Source organism: Proteus sp. G2626 (genome assembly GCF_009915985.1).
Taxonomy (GTDB): Bacteria; Pseudomonadota; Gammaproteobacteria; order Enterobacterales; family Enterobacteriaceae; genus Proteus; species Proteus vulgaris.
Map to the genome: position 1 here is coordinate 55,479 of NZ_JAABNH010000005.1, position 25,418 is coordinate 80,896.

Genomic DNA, 25,418 nt, shown 5'->3' on the forward strand with positions numbered 1-25,418 from the left:
CTAATTATTATTCATTGGGGAACAGGAAAGGGTTAATGCTACTACGAGCAAAGCCTTCTTCTTCCATTTTTGCATCAAGAACAATAGAGGCTAAATCATCAGCCACCGCATCGACATTCGCATCTTTTTCTTGATATAAAATTTTCAGATAGCTTCCACAGTCACCACAGCTTTCTGCTTTAACAGGCGCATTTTCGCTGTCTAATGACCAGTAATTTAATTGACCTGTTAGTTCACAGTTGGTGCATTTTATACGCACAACATGCCACTCGGTTTCACATAAATTACAATGTAAATAGCGTAAGCCTTGTGTTGTTCCGATTTGTACTATGCTTGTCACTGGCATACTGTTACAAACAGGACAGAATTGGCGGTTTTCACCATATTCTGTTTTCGCTTTACCAGGAATATTAGAGGCCAATTGTGCCCAGTAAAGAGATAATGCAGACCAGATAAAGACCGATTTATCTGCAGACACTTTTGAATATTCATCATTAAGTAATGCTGTCGCCATCTCTTCTAATTCAGTTTCAGAAGCTTTAGACAGGTTTTCTAAGGTGATAGTGACGCTTTCAGGTACAACTGGATGTAATTCAGCGATGATAGAGGCTAATAAGGCGTGCCAATGTTTACTACGCTTGAATGTTCTTTTGTCTAAAGGTGCAATACCCGCTTGCTGAGTGAGAAGTGGTGCAAGATCAATAATCAATGGGTTGTCGTGGAGTGCTTTTTCTTGTGCCTTAGCAATTTCAGCTGCGAATTCAAGGTAGTCTGCAAAAGGATTCTCTTTTGCGAGTGCGTGAAAACGTTCAGCACGACGTTGGTAGAGATTTTTCAGATTAGGGAATAAGACGGGGGGAATAAAGCTAATGCCTTTTTCTGATTGCTCTTTGCCTAATTGCTCTTTAGGAACGATGCGAATACTCATAACGTTCTATCTTCCTATTATCTTAAATTTTATAGTGAATACCCACAGGGTTTGGCTTCAGGATAAATCAAATACAAACACGAAGCCATGACAGCAGGTAATAATAGCGTGATTTTATTGTTTTTTTACGTTTTAAAACGGACGTAAATTGAATAAAAAACGGAGGCTAACAAGCCTCCGTTTGTTCAGAAATGTGCTCTATTGCATTATTTCTGTGACTGCTTTTCGGCTTCTTTTTTCTCTTCTTCGAGAATTTCACGATACCAACGAGGATGGTGTTTTTTAGCCCAACCACGAGTTACCCAGCCTTCAATCATGCTACGAATTGATCCTTTCACCCAGAATGCCGCATAAGCATGAACAAATACGGTGATTATCAGTAAAATAGCTGATAATGAGTGAACTAATAAGGCAATTCGAATCACTGGGATTGAGAAATATTCTGCGAAATAAGGGCGCCAAATGATAATGCCACTGACTGTGAGTAAGATAAGGCTAATACTTAACATCCAGTAAATACCTTTCTGACCTAAGTTATAGTGACCGATATCACCAGCTTCTTCGTTTTGCAGCACTTTATGAATATTTTTAGCCCAGACTAAGTCATCTTTATCAATAAAGTTATACTTCAAATATCTGAAGAACATAAAGATAAAGAGAATAGCCATCGCACTACCTACAAATGGGTGTAACAGGCGTGACAGTTCTGGTGTACCTAATATATTCATGAACCAGTTCAGAGATGGGAAGAAGAAACCCAATCCGCTGATTGCTGTGAACAGAAAGACAATCACAACGACCCAGTGGTTTATACGCTCTGATGCGGTGTGGCGAAGAATTTTATCACCTTTCTTCTTCATCATTTCTGCTCCTCCTTATTCACAGAGGTCTGTGTTTTAGAAGATGCTTCCATCTCTTTGAGTGCTTCTTCTTCATCTTCTTCAGTTGTACGGTTTGGACCGACACCTAAATAATGGAAAATCGCACCCGCGAAGGTTGCGGCAAAACCAACAGCAGCTAATGGTTTCCAGATACCTTTCCAGAACTTAACGGTTGAGCTAATTTCTGGATTTTCTGGTAAACCATGATACAGGTTTGGTTTGTCAGCATGATGGAGAACATACATCACATGTGTACCACCTACGCCTTGTGGATCGTAAAGACCTGCGTTGTCATAGCCACGCGTTTGTAGTTCTGAAACACGTTCGCTTGCAAGATTGATCATCGCTTCTTTCGAACCAAAATGAATCGCTCCTGTAGGACAGGTTTTCACACACGCAGGCTCTTGGCCAACTTCAACACGGTCAACACATAACGTACATTTGTAAGCACGGTTATCTTCTTCATTAATGCGAGGCACGTCAAAAGGACAACCAGCAATACAATAACCACAACCAATACAGTGTTCTGATTGGAAATCAACAATACCGTTAGCGTATTGAATGATAGCACCTTCCGCAGGGCACGCTTTTAAACAGCCCGGATCGGCACAGTGCATACAACCGTCTTTACGGATCAACCATTCCAGCTTGCCATTCTCTTCAACTTCAGAAAAACGCATGACTGTCCATGATTTTGCCGTTAAGTCAGTTGGGTTATCGTAAACACCAACGTTAGTGCCAATTTTATCGCGAATATCATTCCATTCAGAACAAGCAACCTGACAGGCTTTACAGCCGATACAAGTTGTTACGTCGATAAGTTTTGCCACTTCTTCCTTGTAATCCCGCACATGAGGTGCGGGTGTTAGGGAGTTGGTGGCAGAGCGACGAATAATGTCTTGGGATTGCAGTGACATAATTTATCTCCTTACACCTTTTCCACATTAACAAGGAACGCTTTAAATTCAGGCGTTTGTGTATTTGCATCACCAACAAATGGTGTCAACGTATTGGCAATAAAGCCTTTGACTGCAACACCTTCAAAGCCCCAGTGGATAGGAATACCAATGGTATCCACTTTGCGCCCATCAACATCAAGGGTTTTAATACGCTTAGTGACCACTGCTTTGGCTTTGATATAACCACGTTTTGAGCTGACTTTAACGGTATCGCCTTGTGTAATCCCTTTTTCTGCGGCTAAACGCTCACCAATTTCAATAAATTGTTGTGGCTGAATAATCGCATTTAAGCGCACGTGTTTAGTCCAGAAGTGGAAATGCTCTGTCAGACGATAAGTTGTTCCGACATATGGGAAGTCTTCTGCTTTACCCATCTCTTTCCAGTCATCTTTAAAGACACGCGCTGCCGGGTTTGAAACCACATTTGGATGCAGTGGGTTAGTCCCTAATGGTGTTTCAATGGGTTCATAGTGCTCAGGGAATGGACCTTCTGCCATCTTATCGATAGCAAATAGACGTCCCATACCTTCCGGTTGCATGATAAATGGACCCACATCAGAACCTGGTGCAGCGTTGCTATAGTCAGGCACATCAATACCTGTCCATTTACTGCCATCCCATTCGATTAACTGACGTTTAGGATCCCATGGTTGACCTTGTGGGTCTGCCGATGCGCGGTTATAAATAATGCGACGATTAAGTGGCCATGCCCATGCCCAACCTAATGTATTACCCAATCCCGATGGATCTGAGTTATCACGGTTAGCCATTTGGTTGCCTTTTTCTGTCCAGCTACCAGAGAAGATCCAACAACCACTTGACGTTGTACCATCATCACGTAACTGAGCAAATGAGCTAAGCAGTTGGCCTTTTTTCAGAATGATATTGCCATCAGCATCTTTTAAATCGACTAATGCTCTACCATTACTTTCTTGTGCCACTTCTGCTGGTGTTGGATTATCAGGATCAAAATAATCCCAAGTCATATTCAACACTTGCTCTGGCATCGCACCGCCTTCTTCTTTGTAAAGTTGGCGTAAGCGATGGAAAATACCCGATAAAATTTCAGCATCAGGGATGGCAACGCCTGGGGCATCTCCCCCTTTCCAGTGCCACTGCAACCAGCGACCTGAGTTAACAATAGAGCCGTCTTCTTCTGCGAAACAGGTTGTTGGTAAACGGAAGACTTCAGTTTGAATATCTTCTGTCTTAACGTCGTTCTCTTCTCCGTGGTTCTGCCAGAAACAAGATGTTTCTGTGTTTAGCGGATCCATCGTGATAAGGAATTTCAGTTTTGATAATGAACGGATCACTTTGTTCTTATTTGGGAACGAGGCTACAGGGTTAAAGCCTTGGCAGATATAGCCGTTGACTTCACCTTTATCCATCATCTCAAAATATTGCAGAACATCGTAAGGTTTATCCCACTTAGGTAATAGTGAGAAGCCCCAATCATTATCACGTTGAGCGTTATCACCATAGAATGTCTTCATCATACTGACGAAGAATTTAGGATAATTGCCCCAGTAGTTTACTTGTCCTGGTACTGTCGCTTTTGGCGTATTCGCAGCTAGGTAGGTTTCTAATGACGTCTGCTTTTCAGAAGGCAACGTCAGATAACCTGGTAAGCTTTGAGATAACAGACCGAGGTCAGTTAAGCCTTGAATATTGGAGTGACCACGTAGCGCATTAACACCGCCACCCGCCATACCCATATTACCTAACAGTAATTGGATCATTGCCATGGTACGAATGTTTTGGGCACCGACAGTGTGTTGAGTCCAGCCTAATGCATACAGGAAAGATGCTGTTTTATCTTTCGCTGCTGTTTCAGCGATATATTCACAAACTTTTAAGAAATCATCTTTTGGTGTACCACAAATCTGAGTGACAACATCTGGTGTATAGCGACTCACATGTTGTTTTAACAGATTCCAGACACAACGAGGATGTTGTAATGTGGTGTCGCGTTTTGCGAAACCATTTTCATCCATCTCGTAATTCCACGTGGTTTTATCGTATTGACGTTTTTCAGCATCATATCCACTGAATAAACCATCATCAAAATGATAGTCTTCGCGGACAATTAAGCTCGCATTGGTATAAGCTTCAACGTACTCTTTTTGATATTTCTTATTTTCGAGCAGATATAAGATAACGCCCGATAAGAACGTAATATCAGTACCAGAACGAATAGGCGTATAGAAATCCGCAACAGCCGCTGTACGGGTGAAGCGTGGATCAATAACAATGAGCTTGGCATTATTATGGATTTTAGCTTCCATTGCCCAGCGGAATCCCACAGGATGCGCTTCTGCCGCATTACCGCCCATGACGACGATAAGGTTGGCATTTTTCATATCAACCCAGTGGTTGGTCATCGCACCGCGACCAAATGTTGGAGCAAGACTTGCTACCGTTGGTCCGTGTCAGACACGCGCTTGGTTATCGACGGCAAGCATCCCAAGAGCTCGGGTGAATTTCTGAGTTAAAAACCCTGTTTCGTTACTTGCTGCTGAGGCGCAAAGCATACCCGTTGTTAACCAACGGTTGACTTCTACACCTTCTTTATTAAGTTTCTGGAAGTTGGCATCGCGGTCTTTTTTGATTAAGCGCGCAATTCTGTCAAACGTTTCTTCCCATGAGAGTTTTTCCCATTTATCCGAGCCGGGTGCACGGTATTCTGGGTATTTTAAACGACCTTCACTGTGGATGAAATCCACAAGACCAGCACCTTTAGGGCATAATGCACCGCGGTTTACTGGATGGTCTGAGTCACCTTCAATATGGAATATCGTTTCTTTTGCGTTTTTTGCGCCATCGCCCAGACTATACATTAATAGTCCACAACCGACAGAACAGTACGTACAGGTATTGCGGGTTTCGCGGGCTCTCAATAATTTATACTGACGCGAACCTGCTAGCGCAACTGCTGGTGCAAAACCGAGCGCTGCCGCTGTAGTACCTGCCATACCGCCAGCACAGATCTTAAAGAACTGTCTTCTGCTGACCTGCATGGGGTCTCTCCTCATCATACATTGCTTTTACTGACTCTGATTTTCTTCACGAAAATGGAGCTGATTGTTTTTTTATTCCTATTATCCCTAATAGGATCAGGTTCATTGCCTGATAGGTAGTGTAAAATCGTTTTACCCGTATTGTTATTATGTATTAATAAATTTAGGAATTCATCTTATGGATGAAACAAAATCGACAAAATTGTTAACTAAACGTGTAATCGTTGGCGTAGATCAAACAATTGTGCAACACAAAGGATCGCTTAACAGACAAGAAAGCGATTATATTGCACTCGAAGTTCCTGTTGCATTAGTGTACAACGGAATTTCCCACGTTGTTATGATGGCAAGCCCTAAAAATTTAGAGTTGTTTGCTGTCGGATTTTCTTTATCCGAAGGCATTATAGAATCTTCTAATGAAATTCGCAGTATCGAAATTGTTGAAAGTTGTAACGGAGGCATTGAAGTTCAAATTGAATTATCAAGCCGACGTTTTATGGGATTAAAAGAGCGACGCCGAAATATGACTGGGCGTACAGGTTGTGGTATTTGTGGAACAGAACAACTTGAAGAGGTTTTCCGTCCTATTACGCCATTACCTTTTACACAAACATTTGCACTTTCTAATCTTGATAAAGCGTTAGAACAGATGACGACAGTACAAGAAATTGGTGAATTAACTGGGTGCACTCATGCTGCTGTTTGGTTATCACCAGAGGGTGAAATGCAAGGTGGTTGTGAAGATGTGGGACGTCATGTGGCTCTTGATAAATTGTTGGGCATGAAAGCGCAAGAGAAGTGGTGTCAAGGGGCGGTATTAGTCTCTAGTCGAGCCAGTTATGAAATGGTGCAAAAAGCGGCTATGTGTGGTGCTGAAATATTATTTGCAGTTTCTGCGGCAACCTCTTTAGCTGTTGAGGTCGCTAATAAATATAATGTGACGCTGGTGGGCTTTTGTCGTCGAGGAAGAGCAACCGTGTTTACTCATCCACAACGACTAACTGATTAATGAGCATGAAACACATTAAAATAGGTGTAATAACTCTATATTCTCGCATTACACCTATTTGATCTTTCACCTTATTTATATTTATGACCACAGTTTACCTAGTGTGTAATCCCATTCTTGTGGCTTAATCGGAATCCGCCCTGCATTTGGAGTAAAGGTCATTTCGCTAAAGATAAGTCTATTTTCAGACATTAAAAAATCAACACGACAATAATTAAAGTTATCAGCCATTTTTGTGGCTAACTGCAACATTTTTTCAAATTGGATTGGTTTTTCAACCGGTTCTGGCGTGTTGGGATCTTCTAATGTGAAGGGTTGTAGTAGCCAGTCTGTATCATACACATTTATATACTCATTCCCTTTGGTATCAGAAATATCAATTTCAGCATAATGAGGATGACCATGAAAACAATGAAGACGGCAGGTTGTAGGGATCATAGGGCTTTGTGTATCAAACAAATCAATATATTCTTCACAAAGAATTTGAGGTTTAATATTTTTATAATGCCATTCTCGTGTAACAGGATAGAGATTACGTTTTAAATGAAAATGGAGCTTTTTTTTTGCTTTTTCAAAATCAAAGGTTGATTTATCGAGGCAGATCACCGTGCTTCCACTGTCATGATTGCATTTCAATACAAAGCGTGAAGGGAGTTGAGAGATATCTATTTCATCAGGGTGTGAATAAGTTTTAATAATAGGAACAAGGTAGGATGAGCCTATTTTTTCTATCACATAGTCTCTCACTTTAATCTTATCTGCCAAGCGCGTATAAATCGGATTTCTATCAAACAACATACGTGCATTGATTTTTTCATTTAGTGAAGTCGGTAGTTTAAAATTAGGCTGGTAACCTAAGTTACGAATGAATTTATTCTTTAAATAAATACGATCAGGTAATGCGATAGTACGAAATTTTTTGAAATAATATTCTATAATTTTCATAAGCGAATTTATATTTTAGTTTATTTTTTATATTAAGAAATAATTAAATTTATATTAAAAAAGTATTAACTTATTGAAGCAACGATAAGATGGTTAAATAAATATCTATTTATAATTTTTTTATTAATATAGATATCAACGCATCGATATTGAGAGTATTGACAGAAATTATTTTAAATTAATATAAAAATAGCGACATTAAGAGAGAATTAACAAATGTAAAAATTGATTAAGAGAATATTAATTGGATGACCACTTAGTTATATGAATAGGTTTATCCCAATTATGAAAGCGTAATCCTTTACCTGTTCGATTGCCGTGAGTATCTAATATTTCATAATACTCTTCAACAATTTGGCTACGACCACGTTGCCATTCATTGGTTGTTGCAAAAGGATCGATTAAATAGATATCACCGACAACGGTATATAGCTCACCTAAATAGCGAATTTTTTTTGTACTGCTATTTGAATAATGAGAAAACATAATTTGGTAGGTTTTATAGTGTTCAGGTTGGCCATAAGGGCCATATTTCATCGCGATATAACGAATACCTTGAGGATCAGAGAGGTTTGTACCACCTGGAACGGGCATATCTGGGGTGATATTAAAAAGAGTATACCGAGAGCTTGCAGTAGGTTGTCTTAATGCTTGTCGATAGCTTTGTGTATCGAGTCCTGTGGTGTTCCATGTTCTGTCCACCAGCCCATTTCCTGCAAAACAGGAAACAGATAATCCTAATAATGAAAGAATTATAAATAGGGACTTAGCAAACATAAATACTCCTTTATTGCCATTATGATGCCAGAAAATAAGGGATCTATTCCGTGAAACAGAGATGTAGAACCCTGTTATTTCTTGCTGTAACCCCAATCGATTCCAAAAAGTTATCAAAAAGAGAAAATAAGTGATTTTATTTTGAGCAATAAATACGTTTTTATATCGAGAGAATATAAGGTTTAATAGGTGAAAACGTATGAACACATACCAAACATTGCGAGTCGCGACAGTGCAGTTTCAGCATAAAGCGAATGATAAAACTAATAATCTAGCGAAAATTCATCAATTTATTGATAAAGCGGCGACTGAAAAGGTAAATGTTTTAGTTTTTCCTGAAATGTGTATTACGGGGTATTGGCATGTTCCTAAATTATCGGAGCACTCAGTGTATGCATTAAGTGAAAGAATTTTGGATAGTAGATCATTAGCATTAATAAAACAAAAAGCGATAGAGCATCAGATGGCGATAGGTGTTGGGTTAATCGAACGGGATGAAGATAACTCTCTTTATAATACATGGGTTGTTTGTATGCCTGATGGCTTATTACATAAACATCGTAAATTACATGCCTTTGAACATCCAATCATCAATAATGGTGAGCAATACACTGTATTTGATACCCCTTGGGGCGTCAAAATAGGGATACTCATTTGCTGGGATAATAATTTGGTTGAAAATGCACGAGCTAATGCATTATTAGGTGCTGATATTTTGCTAGCGCCTCATCAAACTGGGGGCACAAATTCACGTAGCCCATATAGCATGAAGCCCATTCCTATGATTCTTTGGAAAAACAGACACCAAGATCCAAAATCATTACAAGATGCTTTTCAAGGAGAGCATGGACGAGGTTGGTTAATGCGTTGGTTACCAGCAAGAGCCCATGATAACGGGATGTTTGTGCTCTTTAGTAATGGAGTTGGGCGAGATGAGGAAGAAATTCGCACAGGTAATGCGATGATTATTGATCCTTATGGGCGAGTCGTAAAAGAAAGTAACGCTATTACTGATGATATGGTGATTGCTGATATTGATTTGACGTTATTAGAAAACTCCACAGGAAGACGTTGGCTAACAGGGAGAAGACCTGAGCTGTATTCTATTTTGACAACGAAATTGGGTAATGAGCAAGATCCTATCTCGGTACGATTTGGTAAAGCATAATTCAATAAAAAAACAACTCACATTTTGTTAGCTGTTTTTGTTTTAGCTAGAGAATAATTTCAAAGAAAGATAGAACATTTGATTTATCAGGTTGTTGGTGTTGGTTATTAATTTTATTTATTTATTCTATGATAGAATAATAAAAGGAAAAATAATGTAGGATTAATGATTAATCATGGACACTCGTTTATTGAATGCCTTTGTTGTATTGGCTGAAACCGAACATTTTGGCGAAGCATCATCACGGCTTTGTATTAGTCAGCCTGCACTCACAAAACAAATAAAAACATTAGAAACCCAATTGGGTATTACTCTTTTTCAACGTGGGCGCCAAGGTGCAAAACTCACGCCTGAAGGACAATATTTACTTAATCAATCTCAATCAGTATTAAGAGAAGTTCGTCTTTTAGAAAAACAGGCTCGCCAATTAATTGAGCCTCAAAAGATCGAGCTTTATGCTGGGTTTGGCTTGTCATCATTAAGCTTTATCACCCCTTTATTGGCTAAATTTAAGCAAAAATATCCTAATATAACGGTTCATATTGATGATATGCCCTCTAATATAATGGAAGACAAATTACTGTTAAGTGAACTGGATTTAGCTTTTTCACGTTTGCCTATTTCTGAGCCATTAAAAGGTCTCCAATTAGCACAAGAGAGACTAATGTTAGCTGTTCCAATACAAAATATTACGGTATTAGAGGTGGATGATAATCCATTACACTATTTTGATACGCTTGGGCTTATTCAACTTGTGCCTGAAAAAGGAGAAAAGCTTTATCAGCAGATCCATGCTTTTTTAAAGTATCATCAAATAAAGCCTCGAGTATTACAACAATCACAAGATATTCAAACACAATTGGCGTTAGTTGCAGCAGGTTTGGGGGTAGCTTTTGTTCCTAATAGTGCTGAATTTATCTGTGATAAGCAAAAAGTAACACTATTACCACTTTCTGGTTTATATACACAATGGGAAATAGGTATTATTTGGAATAATAATATTAAAAATAAAGAGCGTGATCTTCTTATAAATATAGTTTCTGAAGAAATAGATATAACCTAATTAATAAAAGAGTCTTTTTTATTTTTAGATGTGATTATGTTTATAATTTTATTATATATTAAATTATAAATACTCATTTAATATTAATTAGTTTTAAAATAAAGCGATTTAATTAATTGCGAGACTGTTCACAAAAATAAACATGAAATACTTATTGGTTTTTTATGTATTTAAATAAAAAATTAAAGTAAATCATTTAATTAATCTAATTATCATAACATAAGTAGGGTTAATTAAAATCGCTCTAATTAAAATGTGTTATTTACAATAAAAGAGATTTATTTAATATTACCTACGAACAACACAGCAAACTTTATATTCGTAAGTGAAGCTAGAAAGATAGATAAAATATTAATATTTCTGTAAGTGGCTACTTGTTATTTCTATTTATAATAAGTAGCCACACCCTCAAATAAATAATAAGGAAGTTATTATGAAAAAACGTAATAAATTAGTCTGCGCATTATTTATATTAATGGGCTCTCATGCAGTACATGCTGAAATTCACTCTAATCAAAGTGGCCCTTTAACAACGATGGCTGTAGGTGCAAGTGATCCTGTTCAATATGGTTCTCATCAAATGCCTGGTGGAGAGCCGGGTGTTGGTATTAGCACAGTAGGAGGTGGAAAAAAAATTGGTTTTGCTTCGTTAACATCAGCAAGAATGAGTGGTGGGGCGGATAGTAATGGAATTTACACTATTCAGCCTAACGAAAGTACGCCTGCTAGTCATAGTAATATGGGTGTTTTCCACTTTGCCAAAATCACTGATGCCAATGTCTATTTTGGTGACTGGGCAAAAACAACATTAACGACAGATGCGACACATCAAACCTATTATGTCGGCAAAGATGTCACAACTACATTACCAACAGATAGTGCCACTTATACGGTAATGGGTATTAGTCGATACAGTGGTAGTAATCTACTTTCAGGTACGTTCGATGTTAATTTCTCACAAAAGAAAATTGAAGGTTCATTAGTTAATAACCAACGTACAGTTGAGTTAGAAAGAGGAAAACTTTATACAGCAAATAATGAAGTGACGTTTTCTGCAGATGCAAAGGAAGGATCAACATCAGGGACTGTTGAAGGGGCTTTCTTTGGTGAAAGTGCAGAAGCCTTAGCGGGTATTGTGGTGTTTAGTACAGATCATAAAAAAGATATTGGTTTTGGTGGTATAAAAAATAGCAGTGACAGTGAATAAATGACAGCAAGCATGGATGCTTCTTGATTTTTTCAAAAATAATATTATAGATTTATTTGGTAAAACAATCGGTTAATTCTTTAAAAGTGGTATTAGTGGTTATTACGCTAAATGTTAGCAACAGATAATCTGGTATAGGGTTATCTGTTTTTTTTTATCTAAATTAAACCGATTTAAAGGAATTGTTCTTTTGTTTTTATAAGGATATATCATGAATTATTATCAACTCTTAACTAGAGGGTTACTGGCTTTATTGCTTATTTTATTTTCATTTAATGGGAGTGCAAAAGAGAGCCGCGACAAACTACTTTATTATCTTGAAACAACGAGTACAGCTAAAGTAGGTCAGCAACTTTATCACTATTTGCAACAACAACAGTGGCAAAAAGCAGAAAGATTACTGCTTTATTATCAACAACAACCTCAACATGAAGCATTACTTGTTAATTACGCAAAGGCGTTATTGGCACAAAACAGAGGTGATTTTTTAAACGCTGAATTTTATTATCAGCAACAACTTAAGCAAAAAGCCGATTTTATCCCAGCCCAAACTGGGCTAATTCAACTTTACTTTCATTTACGAGAATATAAAAAAGCACAGCAACAACTTAATCAACTGAGCAATATTATTGATTTATCTAAAGATATTATCCAGTCTATTGAGTTTTATAAGGTTAAGTTAGCCTCTTATTTTCAAGGCCAACGTTTCTATCAACTTGGCTTTTTCTATGACGATAATATTAATCATGCACCTTACTTATCTGAAAAAATTGTCTCTCAATCCACTCAAGGAAAAACGACGCTAAGAGGTGCAAAACCTATTGCATCTACAGGAATTACTCATTATTTTTCTTTTTATCAACCTTTTATTATTTATTCTTACTATACTTTTTCTTCTTATACTTATGCTAGATATATAGATTATCACTCTCATCGTAACGCCAATTTTTTTGCATTATATACACAACTGGGTTATCGCTATCAAAAACCTCAATATCAGTGGTCAATAACACCTTATTACGAAATAAAATCATCACGGGAACAATATGAATATCAAGCATGGGGAAATGAAACACAGCTTTCTTATTTTATTAATAAAAAGCAAACTATTAATTTAAGCTTGGATTATAAAATAAAGAAATATCAAAAAACGTTAAATAATTTAAATAGTAAGCGATTTAGTTATAGTGCTTACCATAACTATTATTTTAATAATAAAATACACTTAGTTAATCAATTAAATTATCAGTTAGTTCGTAAAAAAAACACTTTATTAAATTATCATCTGTATGGTATAAAAACTGGTATTTATTATCCATTGTCAGCTAATTGGCATATCTCTCTTTTTTTACAGTATCAATTTAAATATTTTAATAACTATAATCCTTTATTAAAAAAGAGAAGAAAAGATAATAGTATTATTTTTACAACCAATATTAAAAGCAAATCACCTTTTGTTTTAGGGTTTTATCCCACAATTGAATTACGTTATACCCGAAGATTAAGCAATGTGGATTGGTTATATCAATATCAGCAACATGAAGTGTTATTTAAATTAGAAAAACAATTTTAATTAAATAAGTGACTTCCTTTATTAATTGAATAGGTAAAATAATGCATGTAATGCTTTTTAGAAAGCGGAAAATTGTGTCAATCTTCGTTTCTCTATCACTATTTTCTCCTTGCTTTTATCTGCAAGCCAAAGAAGATAAAACCAATCTTGGTCATATTCAAGTTTCTGATAATAAAGAAAAAGATAAACAGGGTTATTCACACGTTTATGAAAAAGATGTTTCTAATGTTTATTTAGGAAAAGAGCTATTAGAGCGTTATCAAGGCGTTTCTCCCGCTGATTTACTAAAAAGCGCCATTGGTGTTTATAGTGGTGAAGCGCGTAATGGGGGAGCGCTTGATCCTAATATTCGTGGTATTCAAGGGCAAGGTAGAATACCTGTTACTGTGGATGGGACAGAGCAGGCAATTACCGTTTATCGAGGTTATAGTGGTGCATCTAATCGTAACTATATTGATTCTAATCTGATTAGCAGTATCTATATTGAAAAAGGTCCCTCATTAACACCTGATATGAAAACGGGTATTGGTGGGGGTATTGCAGTAAAAACCCTAGATATTCGAGATATTGTACCTATTGGCGATTCTTTTGGTATCAATTTTAAAGGAGATATCAGTAATAACTCCACACGGTATAAAGAAGTTTATACAAATATGATTGAAGATTACCGCTATTATCCAACGTTTTATCAGCAAAATGCTTACATTATTGATCCTGCTTTAGAAATAACCCCTCAAAAAAGTAAAGTACAAAATTTTCAAGATTATTCATTTCGTCTTGGAGTAGGATTTGAAGAAGAAAAATTTAACTTATTATTTGCTTATGCTCTACGAGAGAAAGGAAATTACTTTGCAGGAAAAAGGAATGCCAAAAAATATAGTGAGAATAATAAAGACTTATTAGAATCCGTTCATGTAAGGGATGGAACAAGAAATTTTGAGCCTTATTTACCTTTTATTGCTCATATTTATCGTCCTGATAATGAAGTCCCTAATACCTCTAATCGTAGTCGCTCTCTTTTAGTTAAAGGAACGTTATTTCCTGAATTAATACACCGTTTTTCTATTAATTACCGATACACTGATTTACTATTTGGCGATATTATGCCATCACGTTTAAGTTGGGTTCGTTATGATAAAAATTTAGTCAATCAGTGGCCTCTGGGAAATATTACACAACAGGCAGGAATATTAACCTATCAATATAAACCAGAAGATAAAAAAACAGATTTACTATTAAGGCTATGGGGTAATTTAACTACAGGTCATACTAATACACGAGGAGGAAAACCAAGGGAGCCAAAACAAGTGGATCCATTTTCTAATAGAAATACACAATGGGATCTCAGTTATGAGACAGGATTTATTGATACATCTTCTCTTTATCAAGAGAACAATCGCTATGGTATCGATTTATCTTCTATATTTAAATTATCGCCTCAATTTTCTATTTCATTTTCCAGTAATTATCAGTTTGAAAAATTAGACAGTGATGAATTAGAAGTACCAGCCGGTTTTGATTTTGTTACCTCAGGGCGAGCAGGGCAACGTCATGAAATTAATTTAGCCCTTTCCACAGATTGGAAGCCACTTTCTTGGTTAGCCATTACTGCTGGCGGCAAATATCATTACTATCATTTAACGGATACTTTTTTAAATAATAAGCGACGGAATAACGTAAAAGGTTATGAGAAAACCTCATCAATAAGAGGCTTTATTCTTCCTTATCGACGAACTTTAACTGCTGAGGAATATTTATTATATAGAGCCTATCACCGTATTGATGTAGAAGGTTTACCGGAAGAACTAAAGAATGATCGACGTTATCCAGAAAGCTATAAAAAAATACGTGAGTTTGTACAATCTAAGTTTATTTACCCTGAATATGAAAACTTACCATTAGAAATAAAAGAAAAGATAATTAATAGTAATGGAGTTAAAAGAGTTCAAGTTGATATGATGCAGGATGATTTTCTTCGTGATAAACAAGGAAATCTCAACATAAAATCTTCTCAAAAACGTCTTATGGTCACTGAATATACAGTCTTACTTTATGATGAAAATGGAGAGTTACCTAAAAGTAAAAACATCTTCTTAAGTGGCTATGTTGATATTAATGAAAAAGTACCTGATCCAATTACAGGTGAACTAGTTAATAAGTATGAAATGGGCGTTTTTAATTCAATACCTATTTATCTTGATGATGATAAAGATAATTTTGCACTAGAGCCCAGCTATCATCATGGCGCATTTTCACCCTTAGTGTCTGCGACGGTATATGCCAACGATATATTACGTATTTATGGACGTTATACTGAGCAACTACGGTTACCTAATCTATTTGAAGACACCAGTGGTTTTTCTGGGTCCAAAGCGCGTTATTACGGTTTTAAATTAAAACCCGAACGTGCAAAAAGTACTGAGTTAGGTGTTGTTTTCGATTTGACAGATTGGCTAAATGTGGAGCGCCATGCCGATATTAAAGTTAATTATTTTCGTACCAATATTGAAAATGTGTTTGATAGAGATACGAATTGGCAAATTAGGCAATTTGAAAAGCAAATATTAGAGGGGTTAGAGGTTCAAGCTCGCTTTGATAATGGCTTTATTTTTATGGATACAGCTTTAGTTTATAGCCATAAAAATAAAGTATGTGATAAAAATGCTTTTAGTAACTATGATCCATTTGGTTTTTTGGGTATTAAAGAGTGTATGACGGGTGGTTATCCTGGTGGTTTTTTACGTACCTCTATTCAACCTAAATATTCGGTTAATTTACATTTAGGTACTCGTTGGTTAGATAATAAATTAGAAATTGGTAGTCGCTGGCTTTATTCATCAGAAGTGGAAAATAAAGATGAAAAATGGCTAAAAGAAAAATTACCACGAGAAATGTACGGTCAAAATAATAATCCAATGCGTTGGGCAAAAGTCTTTACCGTTGATGCTTATATTAACTATCAATATAGCCCTAATTTATCTTTTGAAATAACGGGCAGTAATTTATTAAATGAATACTACATTGATCCTTTAACGCGATCAGGTATGCCTGCACCCGGAAGAACATTCCGATTAGGTATGACTGCACAATTTTAACTAAAAGAGAGTAAGGAGCTTTTATTTATGTTGGCACTTTCTGTCAGGCATCCGTTTAATATTTATTATTGGCTAATAGGCATATCATTAGTTTATATCGCCATATTAAGTTGGGTGTTGCGTTCACTTTCTATGACAGAAAGTGCACACCATATTCATCAGCAACAAGAAAATACATTATCCGTTTACCAAGTGGTATTTTCACCGCCCCAACAATCTACAGTGATACCTGAGCCGATTGAAAAAATTGAGCCTCAAGACACTGCCATTATTTTACCGAGCGCTCAACAAGGTGAATTTGTTGAAGTACAAAAAAAGCCCCCTGAAAAAATAAAAGAAAAGCCGATACCTCTAAAACCAAAACCAATTACACCAGTAAAAAAACAGGTGGTGCAAGAAAAAGTAGAGCCGACAGAACAGCGTGAGTTAGAAAGCCAAATAGCGCAAACGACATCAGAAGCCTCGGCAGAAAGCTTGACGCAACATACGGCAAGTTCGTTAGCAGGAAGAAGTCATGCATTAAGCGAGAAAGGGATAGGGCAAGGCGGATCTGATAATCACTATATTAGCTCACTGCGTCGAGAAATAGAGCGTCATAAACGTTACCCATCACAAGCACGTCGTATGCAACATGAAGGTCAGGTGGTGGTGAGTTTTTCACTCACATCAGAAGGTGTGATTTCAAGGGTTGAGATAGAAAGTACCTCGGGTATTTCTTCCCTTGATAATGCGGCTATTGCTGCGGTTAAACGCGTAAAACCTATAGGTCCTAAACCCGAAAACTTATTGAATCCTTTGATTGTTTCATTAGATTTCGAATTAAATTGAGGATTGTCTAAAACACCTAAGTTTACATCGTACTTAGGTGTTTTTTAGGAACAACTATTAGAACATAACAGTAATATCTGCTAATACCGTATTCGGTTTAGAAAAGTGTAAATAGAAATAAAGATTTGATTCATTCTCATGAGTAAATAAACAATTTAATTCAAGCTGATAGGTACGAAAATAGGCTTTATTATTTGTGATAGGGTGATTAAGTAACGGCTTTATATTATAAATAATATTGTCTTGGTTAAGCCCAAGAGAAAACTCATTTGAGGCAATCAATGAACCATTAATCGCGTTACCCGTTCTTATAAACACTGATAATTGTTGTTCGTTTTCAGCTGCACACTGTAATAATATTTTCATCTTCTGAGCGGAATTTGTTTTACCTATGGGTTCTTCTGAAGGTAAGCAAAAATAGGCCTCTTGATTTAATAAAATACAGTTTTTACCTACCAGCATATCGCTATAACCAGATTGGGCGTTACTTAACTTTGTATCAAACCCATGATTTAAATCTAACTCATAGCTTTTTTGCGGTACAGGTAAATGGTTTTCAGTTTCTAATAAAAGAGATGCGTAGCCATCATAAAAACGAAATATTGGTGCTGACTCTGTTAGCCAAGCGCCAGAATCATCATGGCATTGTTTACCATTATGTCGGCTTAAATAAAGGTTTACACCATTAAAACAGTAACCTGGAATATTGAGATAGGATTTGTTCTCTCTGTTACCTTGTCCAAGAGTAAAGCTATCATTATTTACATCATCAAGCACCATATAATGTAAAGTGCCCCAAGGTGTATCAGAAATATAGCGAACAGAAGGTAAAATTTGAGAGGGCGATAAATAGGCTTTATTACTATCTGGTGTGAAGAATGTTCTTGTTTTCACGACATCTTGGTTATCACCCGTCACACCATAACAGCCTTCATATTGAAAACTATCGGCCACTTTTTCAACGCTGAAATAGTTGTGTTTAATGCGAATAATGGCATCAATATGGGAATACGTTTCGATACTTTGCAACATTGATGTTCGGTGTAATATGTCTTTTCCTATATCAAAATAAGCGTTGTAATAACTGATTTTTGGATCATGACTATAGTCATTTCCATATAACTCTAAGCTATTCCAGCGAGAAAATGGGGTATTTAACTCAATGGCAAAACTTCGTTTTACCCAAGTCTGATAAAAAGAGAGGCCGGAGGTATAGATACCAGATAAAAAAGTATTACTTTTATTGTAATCATCTTTAAATATCCCAGAGGTTTGCTGATAAATTGCAGTATGAATTTCACGATTGAACTTATCTATACTTTCTCTTAATGTTCTTAAATTACTTTTAAAGTAATTATCACTTAATCCTAGGCTATCTTTATTGGTCAGAATATCGCAGTGTGCTGCAACAAAAAGTGCGCAACAATGGCAGTAAAAAGGGAGTCCTGCTGATTGTGCTAAATTTAAAACTAGCGGTTGTTGAGAAATAACCGTCGTAATAACATCATCGAAACGGTTTAGTACTTGTTCTTGTAAGTCTTTTTTTTGTTGCTCAGAATAATTCGCGTTAGGATCAAGATAACGGGAGAGAGTATCAGAAAATAGTTGGTAAACATCAGAAATTCCTTCCGTAGTTAACTTGATAATTTTGACATTATTGTCAGTAATTTTTGCATCAATAATATGAGAGACATGTTCAATAATCTGGTCAGCGAGAGATCTATCTTTCATATTTTTATTCATCATATTAAAGAGCGCTGAAGTGACTTTGGATAATACACCGCCAACAACAGGTACTAAGCCAATAATATGTCCAATAACTGTTTGTCCGACAATAATGGGGGCATTGAGTGGATCTTGTTCATTAAATTTATCTACAATTGTAGGCAATACATTACTGTTACGATTAATCATATCTAACATACCATCTTGTAATTCTTGATAATCGATACAATGTAATTGCTGTGTAGCGGGTAATGATGACGGACTCATGGCGATTTTTAATGGGTTTAAATGCATAACTGAAGCTCCTTATTTGAACTAATTCCAATGCTCGATTAATTCGGGTTGCCCTGATAATCCGTTATAAACCGCAATAGAAAATTGAGAGCCCCGGATGTCGACAGATAAGTAATCGCCTTTAAATAAAGCGCCACTGTTATAAACAGGAATATCACCAAAGATCTCACTTCCTCCATAGCGATTATCCTGCCCAACATAATGGGTATGACCAACAAATACAGCTTTCACACCATAATGCTCAAGCATGTATTTAAAGAATGAGAGTTCCTCTTGTGAAGAGTTTTCAGGAAAGTGTTGGTTACCATCATGAAAGTTTAACACGATGGTTTTATTACGATTTCTTGCTTGAATTAAATCTTTTTCTAACCAATCAATTGAATCGGTGACTGTAATTGTGGATGCAGCCCAGTGATCAAGCACGACATGATAGGTAGGATAGTTTTGTAATTGTACAAAATGAATATCACCATACTCCCAAGAATAGGCTTTACTGCCGGAATATTCGCTACTATCAGCTCTAAAGTTTTCAGAAGTTGCATAATGTTGATATTCTTCAATGCGGTAGTGCATATCAAATACCATGCCACGAGCACAGGCATTCATACTGTAATCAGAATTACCAGGCTCAGCGCAATCACCAACATTATTTTGATAGTCATGGTTACCAAGACCGACATAGGTGTTAAATCCTAATGGGGATGGGGCAAAAAGAGAACGAAAACTTTCTCGTTGGTAACGACGACCGAATTCAGTTAAATCACCATTGATAATGCCAAAAGCAAATGATTTCTCATGGTGTAATAATTTGATGCTATCTCTGACTTTTCTAACGGTAGATCCCCAACGGTCTTGGTCATTATTGGGGTCGTTATTATCTAGATCCAGTCGCCAAGGTTGAGGGTCGGACATGACGATAATGTTGTAATCTGTCGATTTTGGGGATGTCATTTCTATATTCCTTTTTACTGAAGTTGAGGACCTCCTTTTTGACTCAATAGATAAATAACTACAATTTCAAAGTTTGTTAGTAATATATGGAAAAATAAAATAGAAGAAAAATAAAAAGCAATACTTTATTAATGCGTACCGCTTTTTATTTATATGATAAAAGAATTAAATTACATTTTTTTGTGATTTATTTGCAATCCAAAGTCCACTCATTTTCATGGCATAACCAAATAAAACACCGACAATTAATGAAGGGATAGTTTGAGGGAGATCCCCTTGAGCGGCAAATAGAGTGCATGCTCCAATAAATGTCCCTGGGATATAAGCAAGCAGAGCGCTTTTGGCTTGAATACACATCACGAAGGCAATCACACCCGTTACGGCATAACCAAAAATAGAGATATCATTAAATACTTGGCTACCATAAATAATCGCTAATGCCCAAATAATGCCACTCATAATGGTTGCTATAGTGACAACTAACCCTTTAATGCCTTCTTTAGGGTAAGCGAAATAAGCAGTACAACCTAAGAAACCAGCCCAGCTTAATAAACCAAATTGATTGGCAATAAATGCCCAAATGGCAGAAAGAATGCCTGTTGTCAGCGCAGTAAAATAAAGCGTTCTCACGATAGACTCTTAAATATAAGGGGGATATTTACCCAGTTAACTAAAGGCGAAGTTTATCATTCTGGTGGACTGCTAATCTATATTTAGATCATAAAAAAGCACAATTAATAAAGGTATTAATACATACTTTAGATATTGATTTTTATTAAAAATAGAAAAAATAAAAAGTAAACGATTGCGTAATTAAATTTGAATGAACGTATTTTCAAGCGTCTCTGCTATTAATTTATAAAATCATCTGGGTATTAATAAGAAAGAATAAAAAGGTATTTTATATAAAGCATAAAAGCGAAATTGTTTATATGAACTATTGTTCTTTAATAATTAATATGAGTCGTTTTTGGCTAAACAGTCAGAAATGACGGCGTTATTTTTAAGAGAAATGGTAGCGTGTAAATCTTAGCTTACCTGTTATAACCGGTAATGCAGAAATGACACGCTATAGGTGGTAGAAAATAGAAGGTTACTTCCCGATACAGAAACTAGAGAAAATACGACCTAATAAATCATCTGAAGTAAATTCACCCGTGATTTCACTTAAGGCTTGTTGAGCAAGTCTTAATTCTTCTGCTAATAACTCACCCGATTTTGCATAAACCAATTGTTCATGACCTTGGCGTAAATGTTCTGCCGCGGTATTTAAGGCTTGCAAGTGGCGACGACGAGCCAAGAAACCACCTTCAGTATTACTATTAAAGCCCATCGCTTCTTTTAGGTGATCGCGCAGTAATTCGATACCCATACCATCACGGGCGGATAAGCGGATCATTGGGTAGTTACCTTGTGCCGTGATCTCGACATTTTCACCGGTCAGATCGGATTTGTTACGAATAACAGTAACAGGCAAGGTATTTGGTAAACGAGCCATAAATTCAGGCCAGATATCTTCAGGCGCTGTTGCATCGGTTGTGGTGCTATCAACCATAAATAGTACTCTGTCTGCTTGCTCAATCTCTTTCCAAGCACGTTCAATACCTATGCGTTCAACTTCATCACTTGCTTCACGTAAGCCTGCAGTATCGATAATATGCAATGGCATACCATCAATATGAATATGTTCGCGCAATACATCACGAGTCGTTCCCGCAATATCTGTGACAATGGCGGCTTCTCTGCCAGCTAAGGCGTTTAATAGGCTCGATTTACCTGCATTAGGGCGACCTGCAATAACGACTTTCATCCCTTCGCGTAATAAGCTACCTTGGCGAGCTTGAGCGCGAACATCATCTAATTCAGCAATAACGGCGTTAAGTTTTCCTTCGATGATACCGTCAGAAAGAAAATCTATCTCTTCGTCTGGGAAATCAATAGCTGCTTCAACATAGATACGTAGATGAGTTAATGACTCCACCATCTCGTTAATATGAGAGGAAAATGTACCTTGTAGAGAATTAATTGCTGAACGGGCGGCTTGTTCTGAGCTGGCATCAATTAGATCAGCAATCGCTTCTGCTTGTGCTAAATCGAGTTTGTCATTTAAAAAAGCACGTTCAGAAAATTCCCCCGGGTTTGCAATACGCACACCTGGGATCTGCAAAATACGTTTTAGTAATAAATCCAGAATAATAGGACCACCATGGCCTTGTAGCTCTAAAACATCTTCACCCGTAAATGAGTTTGGGTTAGGAAAGAAAAGAGCGATACCCTGATCAAGTACTGAGTTGTCATCATTGCGAAATGGCAGGTAATCGGCATAACGTGGTTTAGGCAACTTACCTAAAACAGTTTGCGCCACAAGGGCCGCTTTGGGGCCAGAAACGCGTAGGATACCGACACCGCCTCTTCCCGGAGGTGTGGCCTGAGCGACGATAGTATCAGTGCTATGCATGGTGTACTCGCTTAATCAGAATAATCATATCAATATAAAAACAGAAGGCGGTCATTGTAGACCGCCTTCGCTATTTTATGTCACTTTCCTTTGAATGTAACCAAGGAAGAGGTTTTTCCTCATGAGACTTTATTTTTTGTCTCTACTGTGTAAGCCACGTTTTTCCAGGCCGCGGTAAATTAACTGCTGCTGGATGATGGTCACTAAGTTACTGACGATATAGTACAGAACCAGACCTGATGGGAACCACAAGAAGAATACGGTAAACACAACTGGCATAAAGGTCATGATTTTTTGTTGCATCGGATCAGTCACTGCTGTTGGCGACAGTTTCTGAATGATGAACATTGTTACACCCATTAATAATGGCAGGATGTAGTACGGATCTTGTGCAGACAAGTCTTGGATCCATAACATGAATGGCGCATGACGTAATTCAACTGAGCCCATCAGCATGTAATACAACGCAAGGAAGATTGGCATCTGGATAATTAGTGGTAAACAACCCCCCAGAGGATTCACTTTCTCTTGTTTGTATAACGCCATCATTTCTTGGCTCATACGTTGTTTGTCATCACCAATACGTTCACGCAGTGCAGCCAGTTTGGGTTGCAATAAACGCATTTTCGCCATGGAGGTGTACTGCGCTTTGGTCAGCGGGTACATGATACCACGAACGATAAAGGTGATCATGATGATGGAGAAGCCCCAGTTACCGATAAAGCTGTGAAGGAATTTCAGCAGTTTAAACAGTGGCTGAGAGATAAACCATAACCAACCGTAGTCTACAGATAGGTCTAAATGTGGCGCGATAGCGGACATTTCTGACTGAATTTCAGGGCCAACCCATAATGTAGAAGTGATATCCGCTGTACTATTGGGAGCAATAGTGACAGGTGCTGATTTATAACCAATCAGAGCAATAGATTTATTTTCTAAAGTAATAGAGTAGAAGTTATTGTTCTGACTATCTTTAGATGGGATCCATGCTGTTGCGAAGTATTGTTGTAACATCGCAACCCAACCATTATTTGTGGTTATAGATAAGTTTTTATCTTCGATATCACCAAAACTATATTTTTTATAGTTGGTTTCGTCTGAGGAGTATGCCGCACCACGATAAGTGTGTAGCGCAAAGTTGCTGCTACCCGTATCGCGACTTTCTGGCAATTTAACAGATTGTTTTAACTGACCATAGAAGTTCATTGTCAGTGTCTTATCTGTTGTATTCTCAATTTTGTATTCAATACCGATATCGTACTGGCCTTTTTTCAGAATGAAGGTTTTGACGAATTTTACGCCTTCTTCATTCACAAAAGTCATAGGTACACGTAATTCATCTTGATTTTCACCAAGTACGAAGTCGTTTTTATCAGCACTATAAATTGGGCGAGATTTCTGATCTGGGCCATCAGGGCCGATTAAGCCACTTTGAGCCTGATACAGGAATTGAGGTGTAGTTTCCAGTAAACGGAAAGGTGTCTGTGAATTAAGCTCGGCGGGATAGGCTAACAAATCAGCCTCATCGATTGTACCGCCCTGAGTATTGATACTAAGATCAAGTACATCAGTTTTTACGGTAATCAATTTTGCCTGCTCATTGCTGTTACCAGTTACAGCAAGACTATCACTACTCGGCATGTCCGCTTGTTGCGAGATCTGAGTGGTAGTGGTGGTGTTTTGTGAAACTTTATCACCCTCCCACTGCTGCCAGATCAGGAAAGAAACGAACAGCAAAGCGATGAATAGAAGATTGCGTTGCGAATCCATCGTTAATTTTCTCTGTTATCGTCGTTTTTTCTAGGTGGGACAGGATCATCACCACCTTCGTGTAAAGGGTGGCATTTTAATATGCGTTTCACTGTTAACCAACTACCTTTTATCATTCCAAACCTGCGCAATGCCTCAATTCCATAATGAGAGCACGTAGGATTAAAACGACAACGAGGCCCCAACAGAGGACTAATCCCCAGTTGATAGCCCCTAATCAGCAAGATCAGGATTTTTGAGCCAAGCGACAATGACGACGCCATAATTTACCCAACACTTCCGTCAATTGGTGGTTATCAAGTTCAGCAACCCCTTTTCTTACTAATAACACAAAATCCATCGGCGGTAATTCATGCTGATGTAAACGAAAGTATTCACGGGCTAATCGTTTAATACGATTACGCTCATGAGCACGTTTAACGTTTTTCTTTGCGATAGTTAGACCGATGCGGGGATGCCCCAGCTCATTCTGGCGACCCAAAATAGTAACTTCTGGTGAACTCGCGCGTTGTGGTTGCTGGAAAACAAAATTGAAATGCTTGGGAGTTAACAAACGTAACTCCCTTGGAAAAGCGAGCTTAACCACGGAATGGTTAGCTTTTATTATTTCGAAGAAACGGTCAGACGAGAGCGGCCTTTCGCACGACGGCGAGCCAGAACCTGACGACCATTTTTAGTGGCCATACGAGCGCGAAAGCCGTGGTTACGGTTGCGCTTCAGTACAGACGGTTGAAAAGTGCGTTTCATGGCGATTTCTACCTACTTAATAT

The 25,418-nt window shown here is 37.4% G+C and carries 22 protein-coding genes; 7 read left to right on the top strand and 15 right to left on the bottom strand.

Annotated elements, in window-relative coordinates:
• Positions 1–7: 7 nt before the first annotated feature.
• The 4 genes from fdhE to fdnG form a co-directional block, all read right to left on the bottom strand.
• Positions 8–928 (bottom strand): formate dehydrogenase accessory protein FdhE, encoded by a 921-nt coding sequence (gene fdhE, locus GWJ05_RS01685; protein ID WP_036933464.1) that lies wholly within the window; start codon positions 926–928, stop codon positions 8–10.
• 206 nt (positions 929–1,134) lie between these two features.
• On the bottom strand, positions 1,135–1,791 hold the full coding sequence (fdoI, locus tag GWJ05_RS01690) for a formate dehydrogenase cytochrome b556 subunit (protein WP_023583347.1): 657 nt from the start codon (positions 1,789–1,791) through the stop codon (positions 1,135–1,137).
• On the bottom strand, positions 1,788–2,726 hold the full coding sequence (gene fdxH, locus GWJ05_RS01695; protein WP_036933457.1) for a formate dehydrogenase subunit beta: 939 nt from the start codon (positions 2,724–2,726) through the stop codon (positions 1,788–1,790). Before fdxH ends, fdoI begins: the two co-directional genes overlap by 4 nt.
• 11 nt (positions 2,727–2,737) lie before the next feature.
• The gene (gene fdnG / locus GWJ05_RS01700; RefSeq protein ID WP_161680976.1) at positions 2,738–5,785 is read right to left on the bottom strand and encodes a formate dehydrogenase-N subunit alpha; all 3,048 of its coding nucleotides are present in this window, start codon (positions 5,783–5,785) and stop codon (positions 2,738–2,740) included.
• A 178-nt stretch (positions 5,786–5,963) separates the two neighbouring features.
• Between fdnG and fdhD the strand changes: the two genes are divergently transcribed.
• Positions 5,964–6,794 (top strand): formate dehydrogenase accessory sulfurtransferase FdhD, encoded by an 831-nt coding sequence (fdhD, locus tag GWJ05_RS01705; protein ID WP_036933450.1) that lies wholly within the window; start codon positions 5,964–5,966, stop codon positions 6,792–6,794.
• Between the two features lie 81 nt (positions 6,795–6,875).
• Here fdhD and GWJ05_RS01710 read toward each other — a convergent pair whose 3' ends face one another.
• Positions 6,876–7,739 (bottom strand): ATP-grasp fold amidoligase family protein, encoded by an 864-nt coding sequence (locus GWJ05_RS01710; protein WP_036933448.1) that lies wholly within the window; start codon positions 7,737–7,739, stop codon positions 6,876–6,878.
• A gap of 240 nt (positions 7,740–7,979) precedes the next feature.
• Entirely contained in the window at positions 7,980–8,516 is a 537-nt protein-coding gene (gene umoA, locus GWJ05_RS01715; protein ID WP_161680978.1) for a UmoA family flagellar biogenesis regulator, read from the bottom strand.
• Between the two features lie 199 nt (positions 8,517–8,715).
• Here umoA and GWJ05_RS01720 point away from each other — a divergent pair, with 199 nt between their 5' ends.
• The 6 genes from GWJ05_RS01720 to GWJ05_RS01745 all read left to right on the top strand — a co-directional run bounded on the left by GWJ05_RS01720 (position 8,716) and on the right by GWJ05_RS01745 (position 17,450).
• On the top strand, positions 8,716–9,684 hold the full coding sequence (locus tag GWJ05_RS01720) for a nitrilase family protein (protein ID WP_036933443.1): 969 nt from the start codon (positions 8,716–8,718) through the stop codon (positions 9,682–9,684).
• Positions 9,685–9,859: 175 nt separating this feature from the next.
• Positions 9,860–10,747, top strand: a complete 888-nt coding sequence (locus GWJ05_RS01725; protein ID WP_036933441.1) for a LysR family transcriptional regulator — start codon at positions 9,860–9,862, stop codon at positions 10,745–10,747.
• A gap of 433 nt (positions 10,748–11,180) precedes the next feature.
• A complete protein-coding gene (locus GWJ05_RS01730) occupies positions 11,181–11,954 on the top strand; it encodes a Slam-dependent surface lipoprotein (RefSeq protein WP_161680980.1) in 774 nt (257 codons plus the stop codon).
• Positions 11,955–12,165: 211 nt separating this feature from the next.
• Positions 12,166–13,527 carry a surface lipoprotein assembly modifier gene (locus GWJ05_RS01735; protein WP_036933438.1) on the top strand — a complete coding sequence of 454 codons (1,362 nt, stop codon included), beginning with the start codon at positions 12,166–12,168 and terminating at the stop codon, positions 13,525–13,527.
• A gap of 41 nt (positions 13,528–13,568) precedes the next feature.
• Positions 13,569–16,622, top strand: coding sequence for a TonB-dependent receptor domain-containing protein (locus tag GWJ05_RS01740; RefSeq protein WP_161680982.1), 3,054 nt, complete (start codon positions 13,569–13,571; stop codon positions 16,620–16,622).
• 27 nt (positions 16,623–16,649) lie between these two features.
• Positions 16,650–17,450 carry an energy transducer TonB gene (locus GWJ05_RS01745; protein WP_103005197.1) on the top strand — a complete coding sequence of 267 codons (801 nt, stop codon included), beginning with the start codon at positions 16,650–16,652 and terminating at the stop codon, positions 17,448–17,450.
• Positions 17,451–17,507: 57 nt separating this feature from the next.
• On the opposite strand, the gene GWJ05_RS01750 is transcribed toward GWJ05_RS01745, so the two are convergent.
• From GWJ05_RS01750 to rpmH, 9 genes are all read right to left on the bottom strand, one after another.
• Positions 17,508–19,469 (bottom strand): insecticidal delta-endotoxin Cry8Ea1 family protein, encoded by a 1,962-nt coding sequence (locus GWJ05_RS01750; protein ID WP_082239429.1) that lies wholly within the window; start codon positions 19,467–19,469, stop codon positions 17,508–17,510.
• A 21-nt stretch (positions 19,470–19,490) separates the two neighbouring features.
• Positions 19,491–20,420 (bottom strand): metallophosphoesterase, encoded by a 930-nt coding sequence (locus GWJ05_RS01755; protein ID WP_036933432.1) that lies wholly within the window; start codon positions 20,418–20,420, stop codon positions 19,491–19,493.
• 165 nt (positions 20,421–20,585) lie between these two features.
• Positions 20,586–21,050 (bottom strand): DUF1097 domain-containing protein, encoded by a 465-nt coding sequence (locus GWJ05_RS01760; protein WP_082239428.1) that lies wholly within the window; start codon positions 21,048–21,050, stop codon positions 20,586–20,588.
• 463 nt (positions 21,051–21,513) lie between these two features.
• Entirely contained in the window at positions 21,514–22,878 is a 1,365-nt protein-coding gene (mnmE, locus tag GWJ05_RS01765) for a tRNA uridine-5-carboxymethylaminomethyl(34) synthesis GTPase MnmE (protein ID WP_036933429.1), read from the bottom strand.
• Between the two features lie 129 nt (positions 22,879–23,007).
• Positions 23,008–24,615: a membrane protein insertase YidC gene (gene yidC / locus GWJ05_RS01770; protein WP_233496979.1), complete on the bottom strand. Its 1,608-nt coding sequence runs from the start codon at positions 24,613–24,615 to the stop codon at positions 23,008–23,010.
• Complete coding sequence (locus GWJ05_RS18655; RefSeq protein WP_259470041.1) at positions 24,572–24,697, bottom strand: hypothetical protein; 126 nt, start codon at positions 24,695–24,697, stop codon at positions 24,572–24,574. Before GWJ05_RS18655 ends, yidC begins: the two co-directional genes overlap by 44 nt.
• Complete coding sequence (gene yidD, locus GWJ05_RS01775; protein ID WP_012368639.1) at positions 24,651–24,911, bottom strand: membrane protein insertion efficiency factor YidD; 261 nt, start codon at positions 24,909–24,911, stop codon at positions 24,651–24,653. Before yidD ends, GWJ05_RS18655 begins: the two co-directional genes overlap by 47 nt.
• Positions 24,875–25,234 (bottom strand): ribonuclease P protein component, encoded by a 360-nt coding sequence (gene rnpA, locus GWJ05_RS01780; RefSeq protein ID WP_071788569.1) that lies wholly within the window; start codon positions 25,232–25,234, stop codon positions 24,875–24,877. The genes yidD and rnpA overlap by 37 nt, the downstream gene beginning before the upstream one ends.
• Before the next feature lie 17 nt (positions 25,235–25,251).
• Positions 25,252–25,395: a 50S ribosomal protein L34 gene (gene rpmH / locus GWJ05_RS01785; RefSeq protein WP_036933424.1), complete on the bottom strand. Its 144-nt coding sequence runs from the start codon at positions 25,393–25,395 to the stop codon at positions 25,252–25,254.
• Between the last annotated feature and the right edge of the window lie 23 nt (positions 25,396–25,418).

Bases quoted from the DNA above. Each gene is read 5' to 3' on its own strand.
- fdhE (WP_036933464.1), bottom strand. From the start codon at position 928: ATGAGTATTCGCATCGTTCCTAAAGAGCAATTAGGCAAAGAGCAATCA.
- fdoI (WP_023583347.1), bottom strand. From the start codon at position 1,791: ATGATGAAGAAGAAAGGTGATAAAATTCTTCGCCACACCGCATCAGAG.
- fdxH (WP_036933457.1), bottom strand. From the start codon at position 2,726: ATGTCACTGCAATCCCAAGACATTATTCGTCGCTCTGCCACCAACTCC.
- fdhD (WP_036933450.1), top strand. From the start codon at position 5,964: ATGGATGAAACAAAATCGACAAAATTGTTAACTAAACGTGTAATCGTT.
- GWJ05_RS01710 (WP_036933448.1), bottom strand. From the start codon at position 7,739: ATGAAAATTATAGAATATTATTTCAAAAAATTTCGTACTATCGCATTA.
- umoA (WP_161680978.1), bottom strand. From the start codon at position 8,516: ATGTTTGCTAAGTCCCTATTTATAATTCTTTCATTATTAGGATTATCT.
- GWJ05_RS01720 (WP_036933443.1), top strand. From the start codon at position 8,716: ATGAACACATACCAAACATTGCGAGTCGCGACAGTGCAGTTTCAGCAT.
- GWJ05_RS01725 (WP_036933441.1), top strand. From the start codon at position 9,860: ATGGACACTCGTTTATTGAATGCCTTTGTTGTATTGGCTGAAACCGAA.
- GWJ05_RS01730 (WP_161680980.1), top strand. From the start codon at position 11,181: ATGAAAAAACGTAATAAATTAGTCTGCGCATTATTTATATTAATGGGC.
- GWJ05_RS01735 (WP_036933438.1), top strand. From the start codon at position 12,166: ATGAATTATTATCAACTCTTAACTAGAGGGTTACTGGCTTTATTGCTT.
- GWJ05_RS01740 (WP_161680982.1), top strand. From the start codon at position 13,569: ATGCATGTAATGCTTTTTAGAAAGCGGAAAATTGTGTCAATCTTCGTT.
- GWJ05_RS01745 (WP_103005197.1), top strand. From the start codon at position 16,650: ATGTTGGCACTTTCTGTCAGGCATCCGTTTAATATTTATTATTGGCTA.
- GWJ05_RS01750 (WP_082239429.1), bottom strand. From the start codon at position 19,469: ATGCATTTAAACCCATTAAAAATCGCCATGAGTCCGTCATCATTACCC.
- GWJ05_RS01755 (WP_036933432.1), bottom strand. From the start codon at position 20,420: ATGACATCCCCAAAATCGACAGATTACAACATTATCGTCATGTCCGAC.
- mnmE (WP_036933429.1), bottom strand. From the start codon at position 22,878: ATGCATAGCACTGATACTATCGTCGCTCAGGCCACACCTCCGGGAAGA.
- GWJ05_RS18655 (WP_259470041.1), bottom strand. From the start codon at position 24,697: ATGATCCTGTCCCACCTAGAAAAAACGACGATAACAGAGAAAATTAAC.
- yidD (WP_012368639.1), bottom strand. From the start codon at position 24,911: ATGGCGTCGTCATTGTCGCTTGGCTCAAAAATCCTGATCTTGCTGATT.
- rpmH (WP_036933424.1), bottom strand. From the start codon at position 25,395: ATGAAACGCACTTTTCAACCGTCTGTACTGAAGCGCAACCGTAACCAC.